Source organism: Mycobacterium angelicum (assembly GCF_002086155.1).
GTDB classification, from domain to species: domain Bacteria; phylum Actinomycetota; class Actinomycetes; order Mycobacteriales; family Mycobacteriaceae; genus Mycobacterium; species Mycobacterium angelicum.
Genome location: NZ_MVHE01000045.1, coordinates 24954 through 43852 on the forward strand (window position 1 = coordinate 24954; position 18899 = coordinate 43852).

At 66.8% G+C, this 18899-nt stretch carries 19 protein-coding genes and 3 pseudogenes; 16 read left to right on the top strand and 6 right to left on the bottom strand.

The window, feature by feature from the left end; genetic code table 11:
* Positions 1–40 precede the first annotated feature (40 nt).
* Positions 41–828: pseudogene (locus tag BST12_RS20790) on the top strand (AraC family transcriptional regulator).
* Here the strand turns inward: BST12_RS20790 and serS are convergent.
* Entirely contained in the window at positions 825–2084 is a 1260-nt protein-coding gene (gene serS, locus BST12_RS20795; RefSeq protein WP_083115016.1) for a serine--tRNA ligase, read from the bottom strand. The pseudogene BST12_RS20790 and the gene serS sit on opposite strands and share 4 nt — an antisense overlap.
* Positions 2085–2193: 109 nt before the next feature.
* On the opposite strand from serS, the gene BST12_RS20800 reads away from it, so the two are divergent.
* Positions 2194–3558 (top strand): septum formation family protein, encoded by a 1365-nt coding sequence (locus tag BST12_RS20800; RefSeq protein WP_139801809.1) that lies wholly within the window; start codon positions 2194–2196, stop codon positions 3556–3558.
* A 4-nt stretch (positions 3559–3562) separates the two neighbouring features.
* Positions 3563–3982: pseudogene (locus BST12_RS20805) on the top strand (metallopeptidase family protein).
* A gap of 185 nt (positions 3983–4167) precedes the next feature.
* Here the strand turns inward: BST12_RS20805 and BST12_RS20815 are convergent.
* Positions 4168–4857, bottom strand: a complete 690-nt coding sequence (locus BST12_RS20815) for a histidine phosphatase family protein (protein WP_083115020.1) — start codon at positions 4855–4857, stop codon at positions 4168–4170.
* Positions 4854–5795, bottom strand: coding sequence for a prephenate dehydratase (gene pheA, locus BST12_RS20820; RefSeq protein WP_083115021.1), 942 nt, complete (start codon positions 5793–5795; stop codon positions 4854–4856). The genes BST12_RS20815 and pheA overlap by 4 nt, the downstream gene beginning before the upstream one ends.
* 92 nt (positions 5796–5887) lie before the next feature.
* Between pheA and BST12_RS20825 the strand changes: the two genes are divergently transcribed.
* The 3 genes from BST12_RS20825 to BST12_RS20835 all read left to right on the top strand — a co-directional run bounded on the left by BST12_RS20825 (position 5888) and on the right by BST12_RS20835 (position 8567).
* Positions 5888–6673, top strand: coding sequence for a DUF2470 domain-containing protein (locus tag BST12_RS20825; protein WP_083115038.1), 786 nt, complete (start codon positions 5888–5890; stop codon positions 6671–6673).
* 30 nt (positions 6674–6703) lie between these two features.
* Positions 6704–7909: an LCP family protein gene (locus tag BST12_RS32930; RefSeq protein WP_083115022.1), complete on the top strand. Its 1206-nt coding sequence runs from the start codon at positions 6704–6706 to the stop codon at positions 7907–7909.
* 112 nt (positions 7910–8021) lie between these two features.
* Entirely contained in the window at positions 8022–8567 is a 546-nt protein-coding gene (locus BST12_RS20835) for a ferritin (protein ID WP_083115023.1), read from the top strand.
* Positions 8568–8573: 6 nt separating this feature from the next.
* Here BST12_RS20835 and BST12_RS20840 read toward each other — a convergent pair whose 3' ends face one another.
* Together BST12_RS20840 and BST12_RS20845 are read right to left on the bottom strand one after the other, a co-directional pair.
* Positions 8574–9398, bottom strand: coding sequence for a glycerophosphodiester phosphodiesterase (locus tag BST12_RS20840; protein ID WP_083115039.1), 825 nt, complete (start codon positions 9396–9398; stop codon positions 8574–8576).
* 5 nt (positions 9399–9403) lie between these two features.
* On the bottom strand, positions 9404–10444 hold the full coding sequence (locus BST12_RS20845; RefSeq protein WP_083115024.1) for a DUF4328 domain-containing protein: 1041 nt from the start codon (positions 10442–10444) through the stop codon (positions 9404–9406).
* Positions 10445–10961: 517 nt separating this feature from the next.
* On the opposite strand from BST12_RS20845, the gene BST12_RS32145 reads away from it, so the two are divergent.
* The 9 genes and pseudogenes from BST12_RS32145 (at position 10962) to rraA (ending at position 16421) form a co-directional block, all read left to right on the top strand.
* Complete coding sequence (locus BST12_RS32145; protein WP_170062171.1) at positions 10962–11117, top strand: hypothetical protein; 156 nt, start codon at positions 10962–10964, stop codon at positions 11115–11117.
* Positions 11118–11276: 159 nt separating this feature from the next.
* Complete coding sequence (locus BST12_RS20855; protein ID WP_083115026.1) at positions 11277–11900, top strand: superoxide dismutase; 624 nt, start codon at positions 11277–11279, stop codon at positions 11898–11900.
* Between the two features lie 197 nt (positions 11901–12097).
* Positions 12098–12631: a peptidase gene (locus BST12_RS20860; RefSeq protein WP_083115027.1), complete on the top strand. Its 534-nt coding sequence runs from the start codon at positions 12098–12100 to the stop codon at positions 12629–12631.
* 227 nt (positions 12632–12858) lie between these two features.
* Positions 12859–13530, top strand: a pseudogene (locus BST12_RS20865) (TMEM165/GDT1 family protein); the annotation flags it as partial.
* 496 nt (positions 13531–14026) lie between these two features.
* Positions 14027–14425 carry a transcriptional regulator gene (locus BST12_RS20870; protein WP_083115040.1) on the top strand — a complete coding sequence of 133 codons (399 nt, stop codon included), beginning with the start codon at positions 14027–14029 and terminating at the stop codon, positions 14423–14425.
* Positions 14426–14528: 103 nt separating this feature from the next.
* Positions 14529–15197 (top strand): DUF6474 family protein, encoded by a 669-nt coding sequence (locus tag BST12_RS20875; RefSeq protein ID WP_083115029.1) that lies wholly within the window; start codon positions 14529–14531, stop codon positions 15195–15197.
* On the top strand, positions 15194–15409 hold the full coding sequence (locus BST12_RS20880; protein WP_083115030.1) for a hypothetical protein: 216 nt from the start codon (positions 15194–15196) through the stop codon (positions 15407–15409). The genes BST12_RS20875 and BST12_RS20880 overlap by 4 nt, the downstream gene beginning before the upstream one ends.
* A 91-nt stretch (positions 15410–15500) precedes the next feature.
* Positions 15501–15932, top strand: coding sequence for an Rv3852 family protein (locus BST12_RS34965; protein ID WP_083115031.1), 432 nt, complete (start codon positions 15501–15503; stop codon positions 15930–15932).
* 3 nt (positions 15933–15935) lie between these two features.
* Positions 15936–16421, top strand: coding sequence for a ribonuclease E activity regulator RraA (gene rraA / locus BST12_RS20890; protein WP_083115032.1), 486 nt, complete (start codon positions 15936–15938; stop codon positions 16419–16421).
* Positions 16422–16428: 7 nt separating this feature from the next.
* Here the strand turns inward: rraA and BST12_RS20895 are convergent, their stop codons facing one another.
* Positions 16429–17898 (bottom strand): flavin-containing monooxygenase, encoded by a 1470-nt coding sequence (locus BST12_RS20895; RefSeq protein WP_083115033.1) that lies wholly within the window; start codon positions 17896–17898, stop codon positions 16429–16431.
* 155 nt (positions 17899–18053) lie between these two features.
* On the opposite strand from BST12_RS20895, the gene BST12_RS20900 reads away from it, so the two are divergent.
* Positions 18054–18899 (top strand): PE family protein (locus tag BST12_RS20900; protein WP_139801811.1); only part of this gene is annotated, 846 nt, incomplete at its 3' end.

Genomic DNA, 18899 nt, shown 5'->3' on the forward strand with positions numbered 1-18899 from the left:
CGGCCACCACGGCGGCAGGCTTCCGATATTCTGCCGCTATATGTCAGAAAGCAGCCAACATGTGGCCACGACGGCGCTGACGCTGGCTCCGGGCGCCCGGATCGAGCGGCACCGTCATCCGCTGCACCAGATCGTCTACCCCTCCGCCGGCGCTGTCTCGGTCACCACGCCCGCGGGCACCTGGATCACGCCGGCCAATCGCGCGATCTGGATACCGGCGGGGTATTGGCACGAACACAGGTTCCACGGCCACACTCAATTCCACGGCGTGGCACTGGATCCGGGGCGTTACCGAGAGGGCCCCACCGGACCGGCGGTCCTTGCCATCACGCCGTTGGTGCGCGAGCTCATCATCGCGTGTTCGCAGGCCGAGGCAACCGACAGCGACGAGCACCACCGGATGCTGGCCGTGCTGCACGATCAACTGCGAACAACCAGCATCCGGGAGCCGTTCTGGATTCCCACGCCGGCCGATGGCCGGCTACGCCAAGCGTGCGCATTGATTGCCGACAACCTGACCGAGCCGTTGACATTGCAACAGATCGGCGACCGAATCGGGGTCAGCCAGCGCACCCTGAGCAGGCTGTTCAGCGACGAGATGGCGATGACGTTCCCGCAATGGCGCACTCAGCTGCGTCTGCAACACGCGCTGATGTTGCTCGCCGAGCGACGTGACGTCACTTCGGTGGCCGCGCAATGCGGCTGGTCCAGCCCGAGCGCCTTCATCGACACCTACCGGCGCGCCTTCGGGCACACGCCGGGTCACGCCGCTGCCCGATGGTGACGACCCGCTTCGCCCGGCTCCGCCGCGCTCGCGATCGCCACTAACCAACCGGCTCCAGCACCTCGGCACCGACGAATGGAACCAGCGCGCTCGGAACCCTGACGCTGCCGTCGGGCTGCTGGTGGTTTTCCAGGATCGCGACCAGCCAGCGGGTGGTGCCCAGCGTGCCGTTCAGCGTGGCCGCGATCTGCGGTTTGCCTCCTGCGTCGCGGTAGCGCGTCGCCAGCCGGCGCGCCTGAAACGTGGTGCAGTTCGACGTCGAGGTCAGCTCGCGGTAGGCGCCCTGCGTCGGAACCCAGGCCTCGCAGTCGAACTTGCGCGCGGCCGACGAGCCCAGATCGCCCGCGGCCACGTCGATCACGCGATACGGCACTTCGATGCGCGCCAGCATCTCGCGCTGCCAGCCCAGCAGCCGCTGGTGCTCGGCTTCGGCGTCACTGGGCTCGCAATAGACGAAGGCCTCGACCTTGTCGAACTGATGCACCCGGATGATGCCGCGGGTGTCCTTGCCGTAGCTGCCGGCTTCGCGCCGGAAACATGACGACCAGCCCGCGTAGCGCAGCGGCCCACCGGACAGATCGAGGATTTCGCCGGAGTGATAGCCGGCCAAAGGCACTTCGGAAGTACCGACCAAATAGAGGTCGTCGCCCTCCACCCGGTACACCTCGTCGGCGTGCGCACCCAGGAACCCGGTGCCGGCCATGATTTCGGGACGCACCAGCACCGGCGGGATCATCGGCGTGAAGCCGTTGTCGACGGCCACCCCCAGCGCCAGCTGCAACAGGCCCAGCTGCAGCAACGCACCCCGGCCGGTCAGAAAGTAGAAGCGCGAACCGGACACCTTCGCGCCGCGCGTCATGTCGATCAGACCCAGCGACTCGCCGAGTTCCAGATGGTCCTTCGGGTGGTCCAGCGCGGCGGGCTCACCGACGAGATCGAGCACCGCGTAGTCGTCCTCACCGCCGGCCGGGACCCCGTCGATGACCACATTGGAGATCGCCATGTGCGCCGCCGTAAGCGCGGCCTCCGCTTCGGCCTGGCCCGCTTCGGCGGCCTTGACCTGCTCGGCGAGTTCTTTGGCCCGCGCCAGCAGCGCCGGTCGCTGCTCGGCAGACGCGGCGCCCACGCTCTTACTGGCGGTCTTCTGCTCGGCGCGCAACGTGTCGGCCGACGATATCGCGGCGCGGCGCGCGGCGTCGGCCGCCAACAGCGCGTCGACCAAGGCCGGGTCTTCACCACGGCTGAGCTGAGAACGGCGGACGGCGTCGGGGTCTTCCCGGAGCAGCTTGAGGTCGATCACGGGCGCCAGACTACTTTTTGACGGCGCCGTCACGGCACAGCACCCGCACCTGGTCTCACATCGGCAACATTCGTAACGCCCCTGTGTAGCGCCTGTCAGAATGGAGCCGATGTTGGATGCGCCCGAGACGGAACTGCTACCGGCCGACCCCGAAACCGAGGGGGCAACACAGCCGGCTGGCAAGCTGCGCTGGCCGCGCGGGCTGCAGGCCTCGGCGACGCGGCGCGGCCTGCTGCTTACCGCCCTGGGTGGCCTACTGATCGCCGGGCTGGTGACCGCGCTGCCTGCCGTCGGCACCGGACCGGGCCGGCTGGCCGGCTACATCGACAGCAATCCGGTGCCCAGCACCGGCGCCAAGAGCAACGCCGCCTTCAACCGCGCCACCAGCGGCAACTGCCTGAACTGGCCGGACGGCACCCCGGAATCGGCGACCATCGTCAACTGCAGTGACGACCACCGCTTCGAAGTCGCCGAATCCATCGACATGCGGACCTTCCCCGGCTCGGAGTACGGCCCCAACGCCGCTCCGCCCTCGCCGGCACGTATCCAGCAGATCAGCCAGGAGCAGTGCGATCCCGCTGTGCGCCGCTACCTGGGACCGAAGTTCGATCCGAACAGCAAGTTCACCGTCAGCATGCTGTGGTCAGGCGACCGCGCCTGGCGCCAGGCCGGCGAACGCCGCATGCTGTGTGGCCTGCAGCTGCCCGGCCCGAACAACCAGCAGCTCGCCTTCAAGGGCAAGGTCGCCGACATCGACCAGTCCAAGGTGTGGCCGGCCGGCACCTGCCTGGGTATCGACCCGACCACCAATCAACCGGTCGACGTTCCTGTCGACTGCGCGGCGCCGCACGCCATGGAGGTAACCGGCACGGTCAACCTGGCCGAGAAATTCCCCAACGCCCTGCCAGCCGAACAGGAACAGGACGGGTTCATCAAGGACTCCTGCACGAGGATGACCGACGCGTACCTGGCGCCGCTGAAGTTGCGAACCACCACGCTGACCCTGATCTACCCCACACTTTCGCTGCCCAGCTGGTCGGCCGGCAGCCGCGAAGTCGCCTGCAGCATCGGCGCGACCCTGGGCAACGGTGGCTGGGCCACGCTGGTTGGCAGCGCCAAGGGACAGCTGCTGATCAACGGCCAGCCGCCCGTCCCGCCGCCGGACATCCCCGAGGAGCGGCTTACGTTGCCGCCGATTCCGGTCCAGTTGCCCCCACAGGTGCCCCAGGCGCCGGCGCAGCAGGTCCCCACCACTCCCCCGGGCAACCAGCACCTGCCCAACCAGCAGCCGGTGGTCACGCCGTCGCGGGCGCCGGCATCCCCGGCCCCCCAGGCCCCGGCCACCCAGGCGCCGGCCGCCCAGCCGCCGGCGGAGAACCCGCCGCCGGCCGACGGCGGCGCCCCAGCACCAGCACCAGCACCGGCGCCGGCGCCAGAAGGCCAGGCACCCGCCGAGCCGGCGCCCGCGGGCTAGCGCCGTGGCCGTTCGGATGGACCCGCAGCGGTTCGACGAGCTGGTCTCCGATGCACTCGACCTGATCCCGCCCCAGCTGGCCGCGGCAATGGACAACGTTGTGGTGCTGGTCGCCGACCGCCATCCCGAGGACGACGACCTGCTCGGCCTCTATGAGGGCGTGGCGTTGACCGAGCGTGATTCCGACTACGCCGGGGCGCTGCCGGACGCCATCACGATCTATCGCGACGCGTTGCTGGACGTCTGTGAATCAGATGACGAGGTGGTCGATCAGGTGGCGATCACCGTGGTCCATGAGATCGCCCACCACTTCGGGATCGACGACGACAGGCTGGACGAACTGGGTTGGGGCTGATATTGCGCCGGCCGGAACAGGCGCGGCATCCCGCATTTGTCGGGGACTAATGCTATGAACGGCATATGAATACCCCCTGCCGCGACTGCCTGGCAGGCTTAGAGCACTGCCACGGCACCATCATTTGCCACATCGAGGGACGTCCTGAGTGCACCGAGGCGGATTGCGTCGCCCCGGAGTTGTTCGCGCATACCTTCGTCATCGACTGCAATGCCATCGGCTGCAGATGCGCCGACGTTGAGGCCACCCGGTGGTCAGCCCATCGGGTCGGTGCTTGACGCCACCGCGTCCGCCACGGGGGTAGCCCCCGGTTCGGGGTAGAACGGCGGTGTCCGGGTGCCCCAGCGCACACAGCTCCATCGCCCGTCGGTGATCGGGCTCAGCACCACCGACTCCGCGTTTTCCAGGTGGTTGTCCAGGACGAAGCTGCTGTCCACCCCGGCCAGCACCGCCGACGCAAGCCGGATCGCGGCGCCGTGGCTGACCACCACGATGTCGCCGTCCCAGTCGGCGTTGTCCAGGTATCGCATCCGCAGGTCGGTGAGCACCGGCACATAACGGTCCAGGACTTCGTTGGCCGTCTCGCCGCCGGGCAGCGACACGTCCAGCTCACCGTGATGCCACCGCTCGTAGATCGCGTTGAATTCGGCGACCGCCTCGTCGTCGCTGCGGTTCTCCAGCTCGCCGACCTGTACCTCGTGGATGCCGGCGAATTCGATGGGCGGCAGATCGAGCTCAGCGGCGATCACCGCGGCGGTCTGCGAAGCCCGGGTGGCCACCGAGTGCGCCAGCATGGCCGGCCGGCTGGAACAGCCCTGGGCGAACACCCTGGCCTGATCGTGACCCAACGGGGTCAACGCCGCCCCCGGCGGCAATGTGTCCAATCGCCGCTCGACATTTCCATACGACTGGCCGTGCCTCAGCAGCACCAAACGACCGCTCATTCCCCCGTCTCCGTAACTCGCTGTCCGGCCCGCAACCCCGCCAGCCAGTGCAAAGCCTCGTCCGGGGGCGGCGGCTCCAGGCCACCAGCTTGTCCGGTCGGCCAGGAACCCAGATACCTCACATCGGCACAACGACGGTGCAGCGCCATGAGTGCCTCGGCGACGGCGTAGTCGTCGATGTGGCCGATGCAGTCCACGAAGAACATGTACGTGCCCAATTCGGTACGGGTGGGCCGCGATTCGATCCGGGTCAGATCGATGCCGCGCATACCGAACTCGGTGAGCGCATCCAGCAGGGCGCCGGGCACGTTGTCGATGCGCAATATCGCCGACGTGCGATCTGCCCCGGTGCGCGCCGGCGTCGGCGCCGGCAAGCCGATCAGGACGAAGCGGGTGCGCGCGCTGGACTCGTCGACAACACCGTCGGCCAGGCCGGCAAGCGCATAATGCGCGGCAGCCAGCGGCGACGTCACCGCCGCATCGACATGACCGTCGGCGACCTGACGCGCGGCGTCGGCATTGGAATAGGCCGGGTGCAACTCGGCACCGGGCAAATTGGCCATGAGCCAGCGCCGCACCTGGGCCGCGGCCACCGGGAAGGCCGCGACCGTGCGCACGTCACCGGCGCTGCGGCCGGGCCGGACAACGATGCTGAAGGCCACATCCAGCGTCGTCTCCGCGAACACTTGCAGGGGCGCGCCAATGGCCAGGCTGTCCAGAGTCGGCGCCAGCGACCCGTCGATCGAGTTCTCGATCGGCACGCACGCGTAGTCCGCCGTCCCGTCCCGGACGGCGTCCAGCGCGGCCGGCGTGCTCTCCACCGGCAAGCGCTCCAGGCTCACCGGATCGTGCCCGGGCACCAGTCCGGCAGACGTCATTTCGAGCAGCGCTGCCTCGGTGAACGTTCCTGCCGGACCGAGGTACGCGATGCGGGCCACGCTGACAACCCTAACGGCGCGACGGCGATCGGTCCTTGCCACTCCTGACGATCTAAGTTAACTTAGGCTTACCTAATCCACTGGAGGTGATTGTGCTGCCGGTCACAAGTCCGACGCCGACGACCGCCGAGCGCATCCGCAGCGCCTGCGCCCGGGCCGGCGGTGCCCTGTTGGCGGTGGAGGGCGCGGAGCCGATAGCCACGCCTCTGCACCACTTGCTGTACGACGGGACGTTTGCCGTGATGGTGCCGGCCGAGCGCGCCGAGGCCATGGAGTGCGGGTCTCAGGCGGTGCTGGAACTGACCGACTACGCGCCGCTGCCGGTGCGGGAGCCGGTCCGGTCGCTGGTATGGGTCCGCGGCCGGCTGCACCGAATTCCGGCCGGAACGGTGCCCAAGCTGCTCGACCTGATCGCGACCGAAGATCCCAATCCTGTTCTGCTGCAAGTCGAGACGCCGAAGTCCAGCCCGCGCGAGGGCGAAGACGACGCGCGATACACACTGCTGCGGCTGGAGATCGCTTCGGTGGTGGTGACCGACGCGACCGGCGCCGAGCCGGTCACCGTCGATGATCTGCTCAGGGCCCGTCCCGATCCGTTCTGCGAGATCGAGTCGACGCTGCTGTGGCACCTGGCCACCATGCACAACGATGTCGTGGCGCGGCTGGTGTCCCGGCTGCCGGCCGCGTTGCGACACGGGCAGGTCCGGCCCCTTGGTCTCGACCGGTACGGCATGCGCTTCCGGGTCGAAGGCAACGACGGCGACCGCGACATCCGGCTGCCGTTTCACAAGCCCGTCGACGACATGAACGGACTCGGCCAAGCCATCCGGGTGCTGATGGGGTGCCCGTTCGTCAACGGTCTGCGCGCCCGCAAGTAACCGGCCCGTCCGGGCACGTACGTTATCCAGGTGAACGACGAGTCACCGGATTTTCGGCGACCCCGACACCCGACCCCACCGGGCCCGGAACCCTCGCAGGTAATTCGCCGCGAGACCACCCCGCCGCCGGCCGCCGAGCAGACAGTGCCGCGGCGTGCCCTGCATTCCCGCACACCGCCGGCGCCGCCGGCAGTCCCCCCGGCACCGGCGCCCTCAGCGCCCCGCCGGATGGCACCGCCGCCGCGTCCGGTTGCCCGGAAGAAGCGCCGCAAGCGCCGCTGGGGACGGATCCTGGTGCTGAGTCTGTTGATCGTCGCGCTCTTGATCAGCGCCGGCATCCTCGGTGAGGCGCTGTGGCTGGACACCTCACTGCATCGCGAGCCGGTACTCACCGGCTACCGGGACCGGCCGGCGGCGGGCCGAGGCACGAATTGGCTGCTGGTCGGCTCCGATAGCCGCCAGGGCCTGACCGCCGAGGAGCAACAGGAACTGGCCACCGGTGGCGACATCGGCGACGGTCGCACCGACACCATCCTGCTGGTGCACATACCGGATTTGGGCTCCAGCACCCCACCGACGTTGGTGTCGATCCCGCGCGATTCCTATGTGCCGATTCCCGGTCATGGCCGCGACAAGATCAACGCCGCGTTTGCGATGGGCGGCGCGCCGTTGCTGGCGCAGACGGTCGAACAGGCCACCGGCCTGCGTCTGGATCACTACGCCGAGGTGGGTTTCAGCGGATTCGCCGTCCTGGTCGACGCGCTGGGCGGGGTGACCATGTGCCCGTCGGAGCCGATCAGCGATCCGCTGGCCGGCATCAATCTGCCCGCCGGCTGCCAGCAGCTGGATGGCCGCAGTGCGCTGGGATTCGTCCGGACGCGGGCCACGCCGCGAGCGGATCTGGACCGGATGATCAACCAGCGCCAGCTCATGTCGGCGTTGCTGCACCGCGCCGCGGCCCCGGCGATGTGGCTCAATCCATGGCGCTGGTACACCGTGCCGCGTGCGGCCGCCGGCGCATTGACCGTCGACCAGGGTGACCATGCGTGGGATCTGGCCCGCCTCGGCTGGGCACTGCACGGGCACCCGGTTTCGCTGACCGTGCCGATCGGTGAGTTCACCGATGGCGACTCCGGGGCGGTCGTGGTGTGGAACCACGACGCGGCCCGCGAGTTGTTCGACGCGCTGAATTCCGATAACCCGGTGCCCTCCGCCGCGCTCGACGGCCAGCCATAAATGACTTAGGGAAACCTGGGCTAATTTACCGCCCGGCTTGTTAGGAAACGCTTTCCTGACTAAGTCCTACCTTCGTTGCAGACCGGCTTCTACCTGGGCTAGCCTGCGTTTCATGACTGAATACGACGGACCTAGAACGAAATTTCACGCATTAATTCAAGAGCAAATATTCAACGAATTCACCGCGGCCCAACAATACGTGGCAATAGCAGTTTATTTCGATGGCGAAGACCTGCCACAATTAGCGAAACACTTTTACGGCCAGGCGGTCGAGGAACGAAATCACGCGATGATGCTCGTGCAACATCTGCTCGACCGCGATGTGCGGGTCGAGATTCCGGGCGTCGACGCGGTGCGCAACCACTTCGGCCGGCCCCGGGATGCGCTGGCGCTGGCGCTGGACCAGGAACGCACGGTAACCGAACAGGTGAGCCGGCTGGCCGCGGTGGCCCGCGACGAGAATGACTTCCTAGGCGAACAATTCATGCAGTGGTTCCTGCAGGAGCAGGTCGAAGAGGTGGCGCTGATGTCCACGCTGGTGCGCGTCGCCGATCGGGCCGGGACCAACCTGTTCGAGCTGGAGAACTTCGTTGCTCGCGAGGTGGGCAAGGCGCCGGCTACCTCAGGCGCGCCGCACGCCGCCGGCGGACAGCTGTAAATCGGACTAGCCGCTGCTCTCGTCCGCGCGCGCGTCTTCCAGCCAGGCCTTGGTGCGGCCGGGGTGGTTAGTGGCGATCCACGCCACCCCGACCTCACGGCAGAAATCGATGTCTTCGTATTCGTCGACGTCCCAGCAATACACCGCCCGGCCCTGGGCGGCGGCGCGGTCGACGAGTTGTGGATATTCGCGCAACGACGGCATCCACGGCCCGACGGCGGTGGCCCCCACCGCCGTCGCCGCCGTGCTGGCCAGGTAACGGGCGTTCTTGCCCAGTAGCACGGTGGGCAGCAGCGGCGCAGCCCGCCGGATCCGCCACACCGCGGCCGCCGAGAAGGACATGACCACCGCACGGGACAGGCCGGCGGACGCCGGCGCGGCGATACCGTAGCGGTGCAGCAGGGCCAGCAGCTTGCTCTCCACCAGCGAGCCGTACCGGACCGGGTGCTTCGTCTCGATGAAGATCTTCACCGGCCGGTGCCAATCCAGGACCAGCGAAACCAGCGCGTCCAGGGTGAGCAGACTGGTGTCGCCGTGCGCGCCGTCCGGACGCCAGCTGTCGTGCCACGCCCCGTATTCCAGCTCGCTCAATTGCGCCAGCGTCATCGTGCTGACCAAACCGGCGCCCGTCGAGGTCCGGTCCAGGCGGCGGTCGTGCACACACACCAGGTGACCGTCGCGGGTCAGCCGTACATCGCATTCCACACCGTCGGCGCCCTCTTTGAGGGCCAGGTCGTAGGCGGCCAGCGTATGTTCCGGCCGCGCGGCGGAGGCCCCGCGGTGAGCAACCACAAACGGATGCCCGGTGAGCACCTCGTCGGCCGGCGTCATGTTCACTATGCTGCCGGTTCCTGCCCCTCCAGCTCAACCGCACCGGCGGATGCCGGGGCTGGCCGGTCGTCGGCAACCACGAGCCAGCGATGCGCCGGGCGTTCGACCGGTTTGAGCTCGAAGCCCTCGAAGACCCGCGTGAGGGCGGCAATGGTAGCCGCCGCGCACAGATACGCCAGCACCATCGTCACGGTGTTGTTGGCGATTCCCTGGGCGTCGGAAACCCAGCTGGTCGCGATGGCGAAGATCGAGATCGCGTTGCTCAGAACCCACACCAGCCACCACACCAAGATCGGTCGCCGCAGCCGGCGGTAGTGGTCCTCGATGCTCGCCAGTTCGATCACGTATACCGGTGCCCAGAACAGGTTGGCCAGCGGCACCAGGCAGCCGGCCCACAACGACCGGACGGAACGCGGCTCGGGCAGGCCGGCGTGGTGCAAAGCGGCGGCCCGTCGGGCGATCAGCCATTGGATCAGCAGCACCGCGCTGGCGCCCACCGCCACCAGCGCCGCCACACTGACCAGGTATCCCAGCCAGACCGACGCGGCGGCCACCCATGAATGCAGCAAGATGCTGCGGTTGATGATCAGCAGCACGTACCGGATCACGAACACCAGTGCCGCCACGCACAGCGTCAGCAAGGTGGCGAACAACATGGTGCGTACAGTCACGGCCGATGGACCTGACTTCGGGGGTGCTGCGTTCGCCGCGGCCGGCCCGGCCTGGTCGACCCGATCGCCCAGCCCCCACCGGGGTATGACCGCATATCGGGGAGTGGGTCCACGCGAGCGCCGCCCCGAGCGCACTGGCGGCGCGGCGCCGGGCCGCACGGCTATCCAGCGAAAACCCGGCGGCAGACGAGGCGCGGTGATCCGAATGGCGGGAGCCGTCGGCTGCTGCGGGGTAGCTGGAGTGCGCCAGCGCGGGTCGGCCTGGGGTACATCCGCCAGGGGGGCCATCAGCGCGCCGCGGCAGCGCGGACACCACTGGCGCTGCCGTTCGCGCACGTTCCACCGAGTGCCGCACTGGGAGCACACCTGGATCACCGGACCAGCCTAACCGGGGCGACGATGCGCCGCCGCCGCAAGGCATCGAGTCACACCGGCCACGCGAACACCACGACGGGTCGGCATACCCCAATTGCAAGTGCGATACCGCATGCGACATCACGGCATCGAGCGCTGTACCCGGGACGGTTTGTCATCGAGCCAGCGCGGCGGCCGCCGGCGAACCGGCGGAGGGCCGCACAGCTACTTCGGCTATCCACAGTTTCCACAGCTTTATCCACAACGCGCCGGCCGGGTTCGCTTCGTTGGCACCCGCATCTATCGGCCCGGTTAGACCCCGACTGTGGATAACAACGCGATTACGACACCTGTCAATCGACAGCCCCGCGGCTACTCCGAGCGAAATGGATTGTCGCGCTAAGCAACCCAATCGGGCCCGGCCGGGCGTCCGATTCCGCTCGGTTTCCCAACCCCGCGACTTGGCGATATGATCTGCGGCACTAGGCTTGATTGTGACTCACCTCACTGAGGTGAATGTGCAGGCGAAAGGCGCTTCATGGCCACGCATTCGTACGGTCCAGGGTCGACGACACCGTCGGACCCGGGCTCCGGTTCGCCTGCGTGGAACCACGCCTACGTGATCGCCGCCCTGCGTGCCGCGCTGATCGCGCTGGCATTATTGGCGGTTCTCGCCGTCATCGCGTTGTCTTAAATCGCGCCGACGGGGTACTCGCGGCCGGTAACCCATCGTGGTCGTCCTTGCGGCGCGCGCACTCATGGAGCAGGGTTGAAGACGTCAGGCCGCCGTGCGGCGGAACCCCGCGAATGACGCGTCAGACGATCATCATCGATCATCGAAGGAAGGAATGCCGTGGCTGAATACACCCTGCCCGACTTGGACTGGGATTACGCAGCGCTGGAACCGCACATTTCCGGTCAGATCAACGAAATCCACCACAGCAAGCACCACGCGGCCTATGTCAAGGGCGTCAACGACGCCATTGCCAAGCTGGAAGAGGCCCGCGCCAAGGACGACCACTCCGCCATCTTCCTGAATGAGAAGAACCTCGCGTTCCATCTGGGTGGCCACGTCAATCACTCGATCTGGTGGAAGAACTTGTCACCCAACGGCGGCGACAAGCCGACCGGCGATCTGGCCGCCGCCATTGACGACACTTTCGGGTCGTTCGACAAATTCCGCGCGCAGTTCAGCGCGGCGGCCAATGGTTTACAGGGCTCCGGCTGGGCGGTGCTCGGTTATGACACCCTCGGCGGTAAGTTGCTGACTTTCCAGCTTTACGACCAGCAGGCCAACGTCCCACTCGGCATCATTCCCCTGCTGCAGGTGGACATGTGGGAACACGCCTTTTATCTGCAGTACAAAAATGTCAAGGCGGATTACGTCAAGGCGTTTTGGAATGTCGTCAACTGGGCGGACGTGCAATCGCGCTACGAGGCCGCAACCACGAAGACCTCGGGCCTCATTTTCGGCTGACTCCACAGCATCAGGGCTTGGGCGCCGCGCGAGATCGCGCGGCGCCCTTGCGTTTAACCGGGTCTTTTTCCGGGCATTTTGTGAATACGAACACTAGTAGCCGTGTCGAGTTGCAAGGCGCCGAAACCGCGCGCATGCTTAATCATTCGCGTTACCAGTGTCGGTATTTCGGACGGAGGCATTCGCGGAGGAGCGAGATGGATACTGCATCAAGTGGGCCTATAGGTGTCGCTCCATTTCATGCTCGTGGTGCGCTGAAAGGGTTTGTCATCTCCGGAAGGTGGCCCGATTCCACTAAAGAGTGGGCCCAGCTTTTAATGGTCGCGGTGCGCGTCGCGTCGTTACCGGGATTACTCTCCACCACAACCGTTTTCGGTGCCCGCGAGGAGCTGCCCGACGAACCCGAGCCGGGCACCGTCGGCCTGGTCCTGGCCGAGGGCACGGTCTTCGGCGAAACCGCAATCAAGCCAGGATATTTCGCTGAACACCAACCGCCGGCACTGCTGATGCTGCATCCGCCTTCCGAGACGATGCCGTCCCTGCCGGAATGCACCGGCGCCGCCTCGGGCTGTGTCCTGCTGCCGGGACTGCCCTACCTGGGGTTGGAGCACCGGGCCGCGTGGGTCGAAGCCGAAGCCGACGGCACCATCACGTCGATGGTGAGCCGGGTCGGTGTTGATCCGATCAGCCATCCCGACACCGCGATTCTGGCGATGCTGCTTGCCGCATAAGGAAATTCAAACCGATTAATACGGCTACCCGAACTTCGCCGGTTCCTGGCGCGCACCCGATACGGCCGCTAGCCTGGTGTCGTTAGCGAAGGGGAGTAGCCCCCAATTGTCGTGTCGACATACTGGCGAAAGCCCGGCCGGCGAACCGTTTATTGCAACGGTGGGTGAGACCTTCGACCGATGTTCGGCGACTGATGTCGTCGGATTCGCGTCGAAAGGTCGTCCCTATGCTCGCCGCCACACTCCTGAGCCTCGGAGTGGTATTCCTCGCCGAACTCGGCGACAGGTCGCAATTGCTCACCATGACCTACGCGCTGCGCTATCGCTGGTGGGTGGTGCTGACCGGGGTGACGATCGCTTCTGTCACGGTGCACGGAGTATCGGTGGCGATCGGACACTTTCTGGGCACCGCCCTGCCGGCCCGACCGATGGCGTTTGTATCCGCCTTCGCTTTTCTGGTCTTCGCGGTCTGGACGTGGCGGGAGGGGGCGGCGGGCGACGAGGACGTCTCGGCCCCCCGTCAACCCAGATTCGCGCTGCTCACCGTGGTTTCCTCGTTCATGCTGGCCGAACTCAGCGACAAGACGACGTTGGCGACGGTCACTTTGGCCAGCGATCACGACTGGGTGGGCGTATGGATCGGCACCACCTTGGGCATGATCCTGGCCGACGGGCTCGCGATTGCGGCCGGACTGCTGCTGCACCAGCGGCTCCCCGAGCACCTGCTGCACGTCCTGGCCAGTCTGCTGTTCCTGGAATTCGGACTGTGGATGCTGTTCGACAACGCGCTCGGGTGGCGTTGGGTTGCCGTCGCGGTGACCGCCGCGGTCGCACTGGCCGCGGTTGCAGCGAGCGTCGCGGTGAAGGTGGCGCAAACTCGCCGGGGCCGGCGCGAGGCGGTGCTCGCCGCCGGGAGATCACCGGATGCCGCCTGAGGGCTGACCGGTGGCGGCCGAACCTTCCGGGTTCGCCGGGCGGCCGCCCGGGCGCCGTCCCGGTGAGTTCCGGAGCGCACCGCAGGTCATCGGAGATGGGCCGAGCAAAGGTAGACAGCAAAGGAGTCTGACGGCGAATCGGCGCCGTCGGCTGGTTGCCCGAGGTCGTGTGCGTGCGGCTCGCACCGGCCGTCGCGGTGTTTCCGCGCCGACCGCCAGGGCCCGTCGTCGCGCGCGTTCTCGACGTGTATTCTGCGGATAACCTGTGAAATCCGTTCATTTTGTGGACACCTGGCCGAATCGTTTGGATGCTCGTCGGGGGGGTCTCGGCCGTCCGCCCGGCACGCGGGTACCAAATGCGGGTAGGTTTGCACTTGGTTGTCGACATAACTGTCGCTACCATGATCAGCAAATACAACTAGACAAGTGTTCGCTCTACCGCCCAGTGGAGGTCATATCGATGAGCACGACGTTCGCTGCTCGCCTTAACCGCCTGTTTGACACGGTGTATCCACCGGGGAGAGGGCCGCACACCTCCGCGGAGGTCATCGCGGCGCTCAAGGCGGAGGGCATCACGATGTCGGCTCCCTACCTGTCGCAGCTACGCTCCGGCAACCGAACGAACCCGTCCACAGCGACCATGGCCGCCCTCGCCAACTTCTTCCGGATCAAGCCCGCCTACTTCACCGACGACGACTACTACGAAAAGCTCGACAAGGAACTGCAGTGGCTGGCCACCAGCCGTGAGGATGGCATCCGCCGCATCGCGGTCCGGGCCCAGGGATTGTCCGCCCAGGCACAGCAGGAAGTCGTGGACCGGATCGATGAGTTGCGCCGTGCGGAGCGGCTCGACGCCTAATCCCGTCTTAGCCCCATCTGCCGGGGTCGCCCCGCTCCGATTAGGGTTGGCCCAGCGCTCGCGCACACGCGATAGTTCACGAGATACCGGGAGGCGGCCGGCAATGGGCCTGTTCCGCAAGCGAAAGAGCCGCGCGACCCGTCGCGCCGAGGCCCGGGCTCTCAAGAGCCGCGCCAAGCTCGAAGCCAAGCTGTCGGCCAAGAACGAGGCGCGCCGCTTCAAAGCCGCCCAAAAGGCCACCCGAAAGGCCCAGGACAAGACCCTCAAGGCGCAACTCAAAGCCCAACGCGACAGCGACCGCGCGGCATTGAAGGCCGCCGAGACCGAACTGAAGGCGGTGCGCGAAGGTAAGTTGTTGTCCCCCACCCGAATTCGTCGCACGCTGACGGTCTCGCGGCTGCTCGCGCCGATACTGACGCCGGTGATATACCGCGCGGCTATCGCCGCCCGCGGGGTGATGGATCAGCGTCGGGCCGACCAACTCGGCATCCCGCTGGCTCAGGTCGGTCAGTTCTCGGGACACGGCGCGCGACTGTCGGCCCGGATCGCCGGATGTGAGCAGTCGCTGCGGACGGTGCAGGACAAGAAGCCCAAGGACGCCGAGACCAAACAATTCGTGGCGGCGGTCAGCGATCGGCTCTCCGATTTATCGGCGGCTATCACCGCCGCAGAGCACATGCCGGCCGCTCGGCGGCGCACCGCCCACGCGGCGATCTCGTCGCAATTGGACGGTGTCGAGGGCGACCTGATGGCCCGTCTCGGACTGTCATGAGGCGCCTCTTACCGATCGTGTGGCTGGCCGTGGCGGTGACCGCGCTGACGGTGATGTCTACCGTTACGGCGCAGCCGGTGTGGGCCCACGGTGCTACACCCGTCGGGGCGCCCCCGAACGAGGGCGACGATGTCCCGGTCTGGCCGTTCGCGCTGGCCACGATCATCGCCGTCGGCGCGGGTGCGCTGTGGGCCATGCGGCGCAAGCCTTAGCGCAGCCGGCTGGGCTGGCATGATGGGACCCGAGTGTTCAGCGACCTAGTGCGCGACGACAAACACGACAAAGCTGCAAAGGAGCGGCCGCATGGCAGACCCGCAGGATCGACCCGACAGCGAACCCGAAGGCACACCGCCACCCCCGGCTAAGAAGGCACCCGCTAAGAAGGCCGCCAAAGCGCCCGCGAAAAAAGCACCCGCAAAGAAGGCGCCCGCCAAGAAGGCGCCCGCGAAAAAGGCACCGGCCAAGAAGGCACCGGCCAAGGCGGCTGAACCCGCGCCTCCGAATCTGGCCGACGAAGTGCTCGGCGTAGCGCATCGAGCCGAAACCAACGGTCAGCTGGCCGCTGCCGCCAAAGATGCAGCGGCACAAGCCAAGTCGACGGTGGACCACGCCAACAACCCACTCCCCCGCGAAGCATCGGCACCGTCGCCGCTGCAGTCTCCGGTGCCGCTGGCAGTCGCCCTCGCGCTCAGCCTGCTGGCTCTGCTGCTGGTCCGCCAATTGCGGCGCCGCTGATCGATGACCTTGTCATTTCGGCCGACGGCCGATCTCGTCGACGACATCGGACCGGACGTGCGCAGCTGCGACCTGCAATTCCGGCAGTTTGGCGGCCGCACCGAATTCGCCGGTCCGATCAGCACCGTGCGCTGCTTCCAGGACAACGCATTATTGAAGTCCATACTGTCGGAGCCCGGCGCGGGCGGCGTGCTTGTCATCGACGGTGCCGGCTCCCTGCACTCGGCATTGGTCGGTGATGTGATCGCCGAGTTGGCCCGCTCCAACGGCTGGGCCGGGCTGGTGGTGAACGGCGCGGTCCGCGACTCCGCCGCACTGCGCGGCATCGATATCGGCATCAAGGCGCTGGGCACCAACCCGCGTAAGAGCACCAAGACCGGCGCCGGCGAACGCGACGTCGAAATCACCTTGGGCGGTGTGACATTCGTTCCCGGCGACATCGCCTACAGCGACGACGACGGCGTTGTCGTCGTCGCTACAGGGTCCTGAACTGCCCCTAAACTCCCACTGGGACAGGCTTTTTGGCGAACCGCAGACCCTCGTCGTCGATCTTGCCGCGCCGGATGAGGTGGATGTCGCGCAGGTAGTTCTGGTTCAGACGCCATGGGGTGCGCGAACCCTGCTTGGGCAGTTCGTCGAGCGAGCGCAACACATATCCCGGGGTGAACTCCATGAACGGGCGCTCGTCGACATCCGCGGGCGGATTCTCCACTGTCACGGTGTCAAAACCCTTGTCGTCCATGTAATTGAGCAGACGGCAGACGAACTCCGAAACCAGGTCGGCCTTCAAGGTCCACGACGCATTGGTGTAGCCGACGGTGTAGGCCATGTTCGGAATCCCGGACAGCATCATGCCCTTGTAGGCCATGGTCTTGGTCAGGTCCACCGGCTGGCCGTCGACGGTCGCGCTCGCGCCACCGAACAGCTGTAGGTTCAAACCCGTTGCGGTGATGATGATGTCGGCCGGCAGCTCCCGGCCCGAGTTCAGCCGGATTCCGGTCGCGGTGAACCGGTCGATGGTGTCGGTGACCACGTCGACCTTGCCGTGCCGGATGGCCCGGAACAGATCGCCGTTGGGCACCAGGCACAACCGTTGCTCCCACGGGTTATAGTGCGGCCCAAAGTGTTTGCGCACATCGAAGTCCTCGGGAAGCTGGCGCTGCACCAGGCCCATGAACATCTTTCGCATCCGGCGCGGCCACTTCTGACATGCCCCATACACAGCCTGCTGACGCAGTACGTTTTTCCACCTGACGGCCGTGTACGCCATCTTCTGCGGAAACCACCGATTGAGCCGCTCGGCAATGGTGTCCTCTTCTGGCTGGGACACGATGTAGGTGGGCGAGCGCTGCAACATGGTGACATGTTCCGCACCCGAATTCGCCAGGGCCGGAACAAGAGTGACCGAGGTAGCTCCGCTGCCGATGACAACCACCCGCTTGCCGGCGTAGTCCAAATCCTCCGGCCAGTGCTGGGGGTGGATGATCGGGCCGCTGAAATCCTCGGCACCGGGGAACTTGGGCGAGTAGCCCTCCTCGTAGTTGTAGTAGCCGCTGCACAGAAAGAGGAATGAGCAAGTGATCGAACTCGGCACGCCGTCGCTTTCGATCTGCACGGTCCAGCGATTGTCCCTGCTCGACCAATCAGCGCTGAGCACCTTCTGGTTGAGCCGGATGTGCTGGTCGATGCCATACATTTCCGCGGTGCTCTTGACGTAGTCGAGGATCGGCTTACCGTCGGCGATGGCCTGGCGGTCCGTCCAGGGGCGGAAGCGGAAGCCGAGCGTGTACATGTCGGAGTCCGAGCGAATGCCCGGGTAGCGGAACAGATCCCAGGTGCCGCCCATGGCCTGGCGCTTTTCCAGGATGGCGTAGCTCTTGGTCGGGCAGCGGTCCTGCAAATGCCAGGCCGCACTCACCCCCGAAATGCCGGCGCCCACGATGACGACGTCAAGGTGCTCAGTCATGGCACCAAGCTATCAACAGTGTGTCGAATTCGCCAACGGTATGTCGAATACGTCGCTTCCGACAATTGACAGCCAAGTAAATGGATATCGCCAACCTGGTCACTGCGGTTCGATCACCACGTTATAGTCCGCCGCAATTGCAGGAGGTGGGTGAGATGTCGTTCCTAATCGCAGTGCCGGACTCGCTCGGAACCGCGGCAACCGATCTGGCTGGCCTCGGTTCGGCGCTGAGCGCAGCAAATGCCGTCGCGGCGGCGCAAACAACCCGGCTAACGGCCGCGGCCGAGGATGAGATCTCGGCGGCCGTCGCCGCATTGTTCTCCGCCCACGGTCAGGGATATCAGGCGCTCAGCAGACAGGCCGCGGCCTTCCACGCCGAATTCCAACACGGCTTGACGGCCGGCTCGGCGGCGTATGCCGCGGCGGAGGCCGTTAACGCAGCGGCCGCGAACAACCCGGCGCAACAACTGCTCAACGTGATCAACGGGCAGGTACAGGCGCTGACCGGGCGGCCATTGACCGGCAATGGCGCCAACGGAGCTCCCGGCACCGGCGGCAATGGCACCTCGGGCGGCTGGTTGTGGGGCAACGGCGGTGCGGGCGGATCCGGGGCGTCCGGCGCCGACGGCCAACGTGGCGGAACCGGCGGAGCTGCCGGTCTGTTCGGCAACGGCGGCGCGGGTGGAGCCGGCGGGGAATCGACCACCGGCACGGCGGGAGCCGGCGGAGCCGGCGGGGCCGGCGGCGCGTTGTTCGGCACTGGCGGCGCCGGCGGAATCGGCGGGACGAGCGGCGCCGCATCTACGGTGACGGCCGGTGCGGGCGGGGCCGGCGGGGCCGGCGGGCTGTTCGGCAACGGCGGCGCGGGCGGCACCGGCGGGTACGCCCGAAACGCTGCGGCTAGCGGCGGCGGCGGCGGTACCGGCGGCGCCGCCGGATTCTTCGGCAATCACGGCGGCACCGGCGGTGGCGGCGGGTTCGGTGCCAGCGGAGGGGCCGGC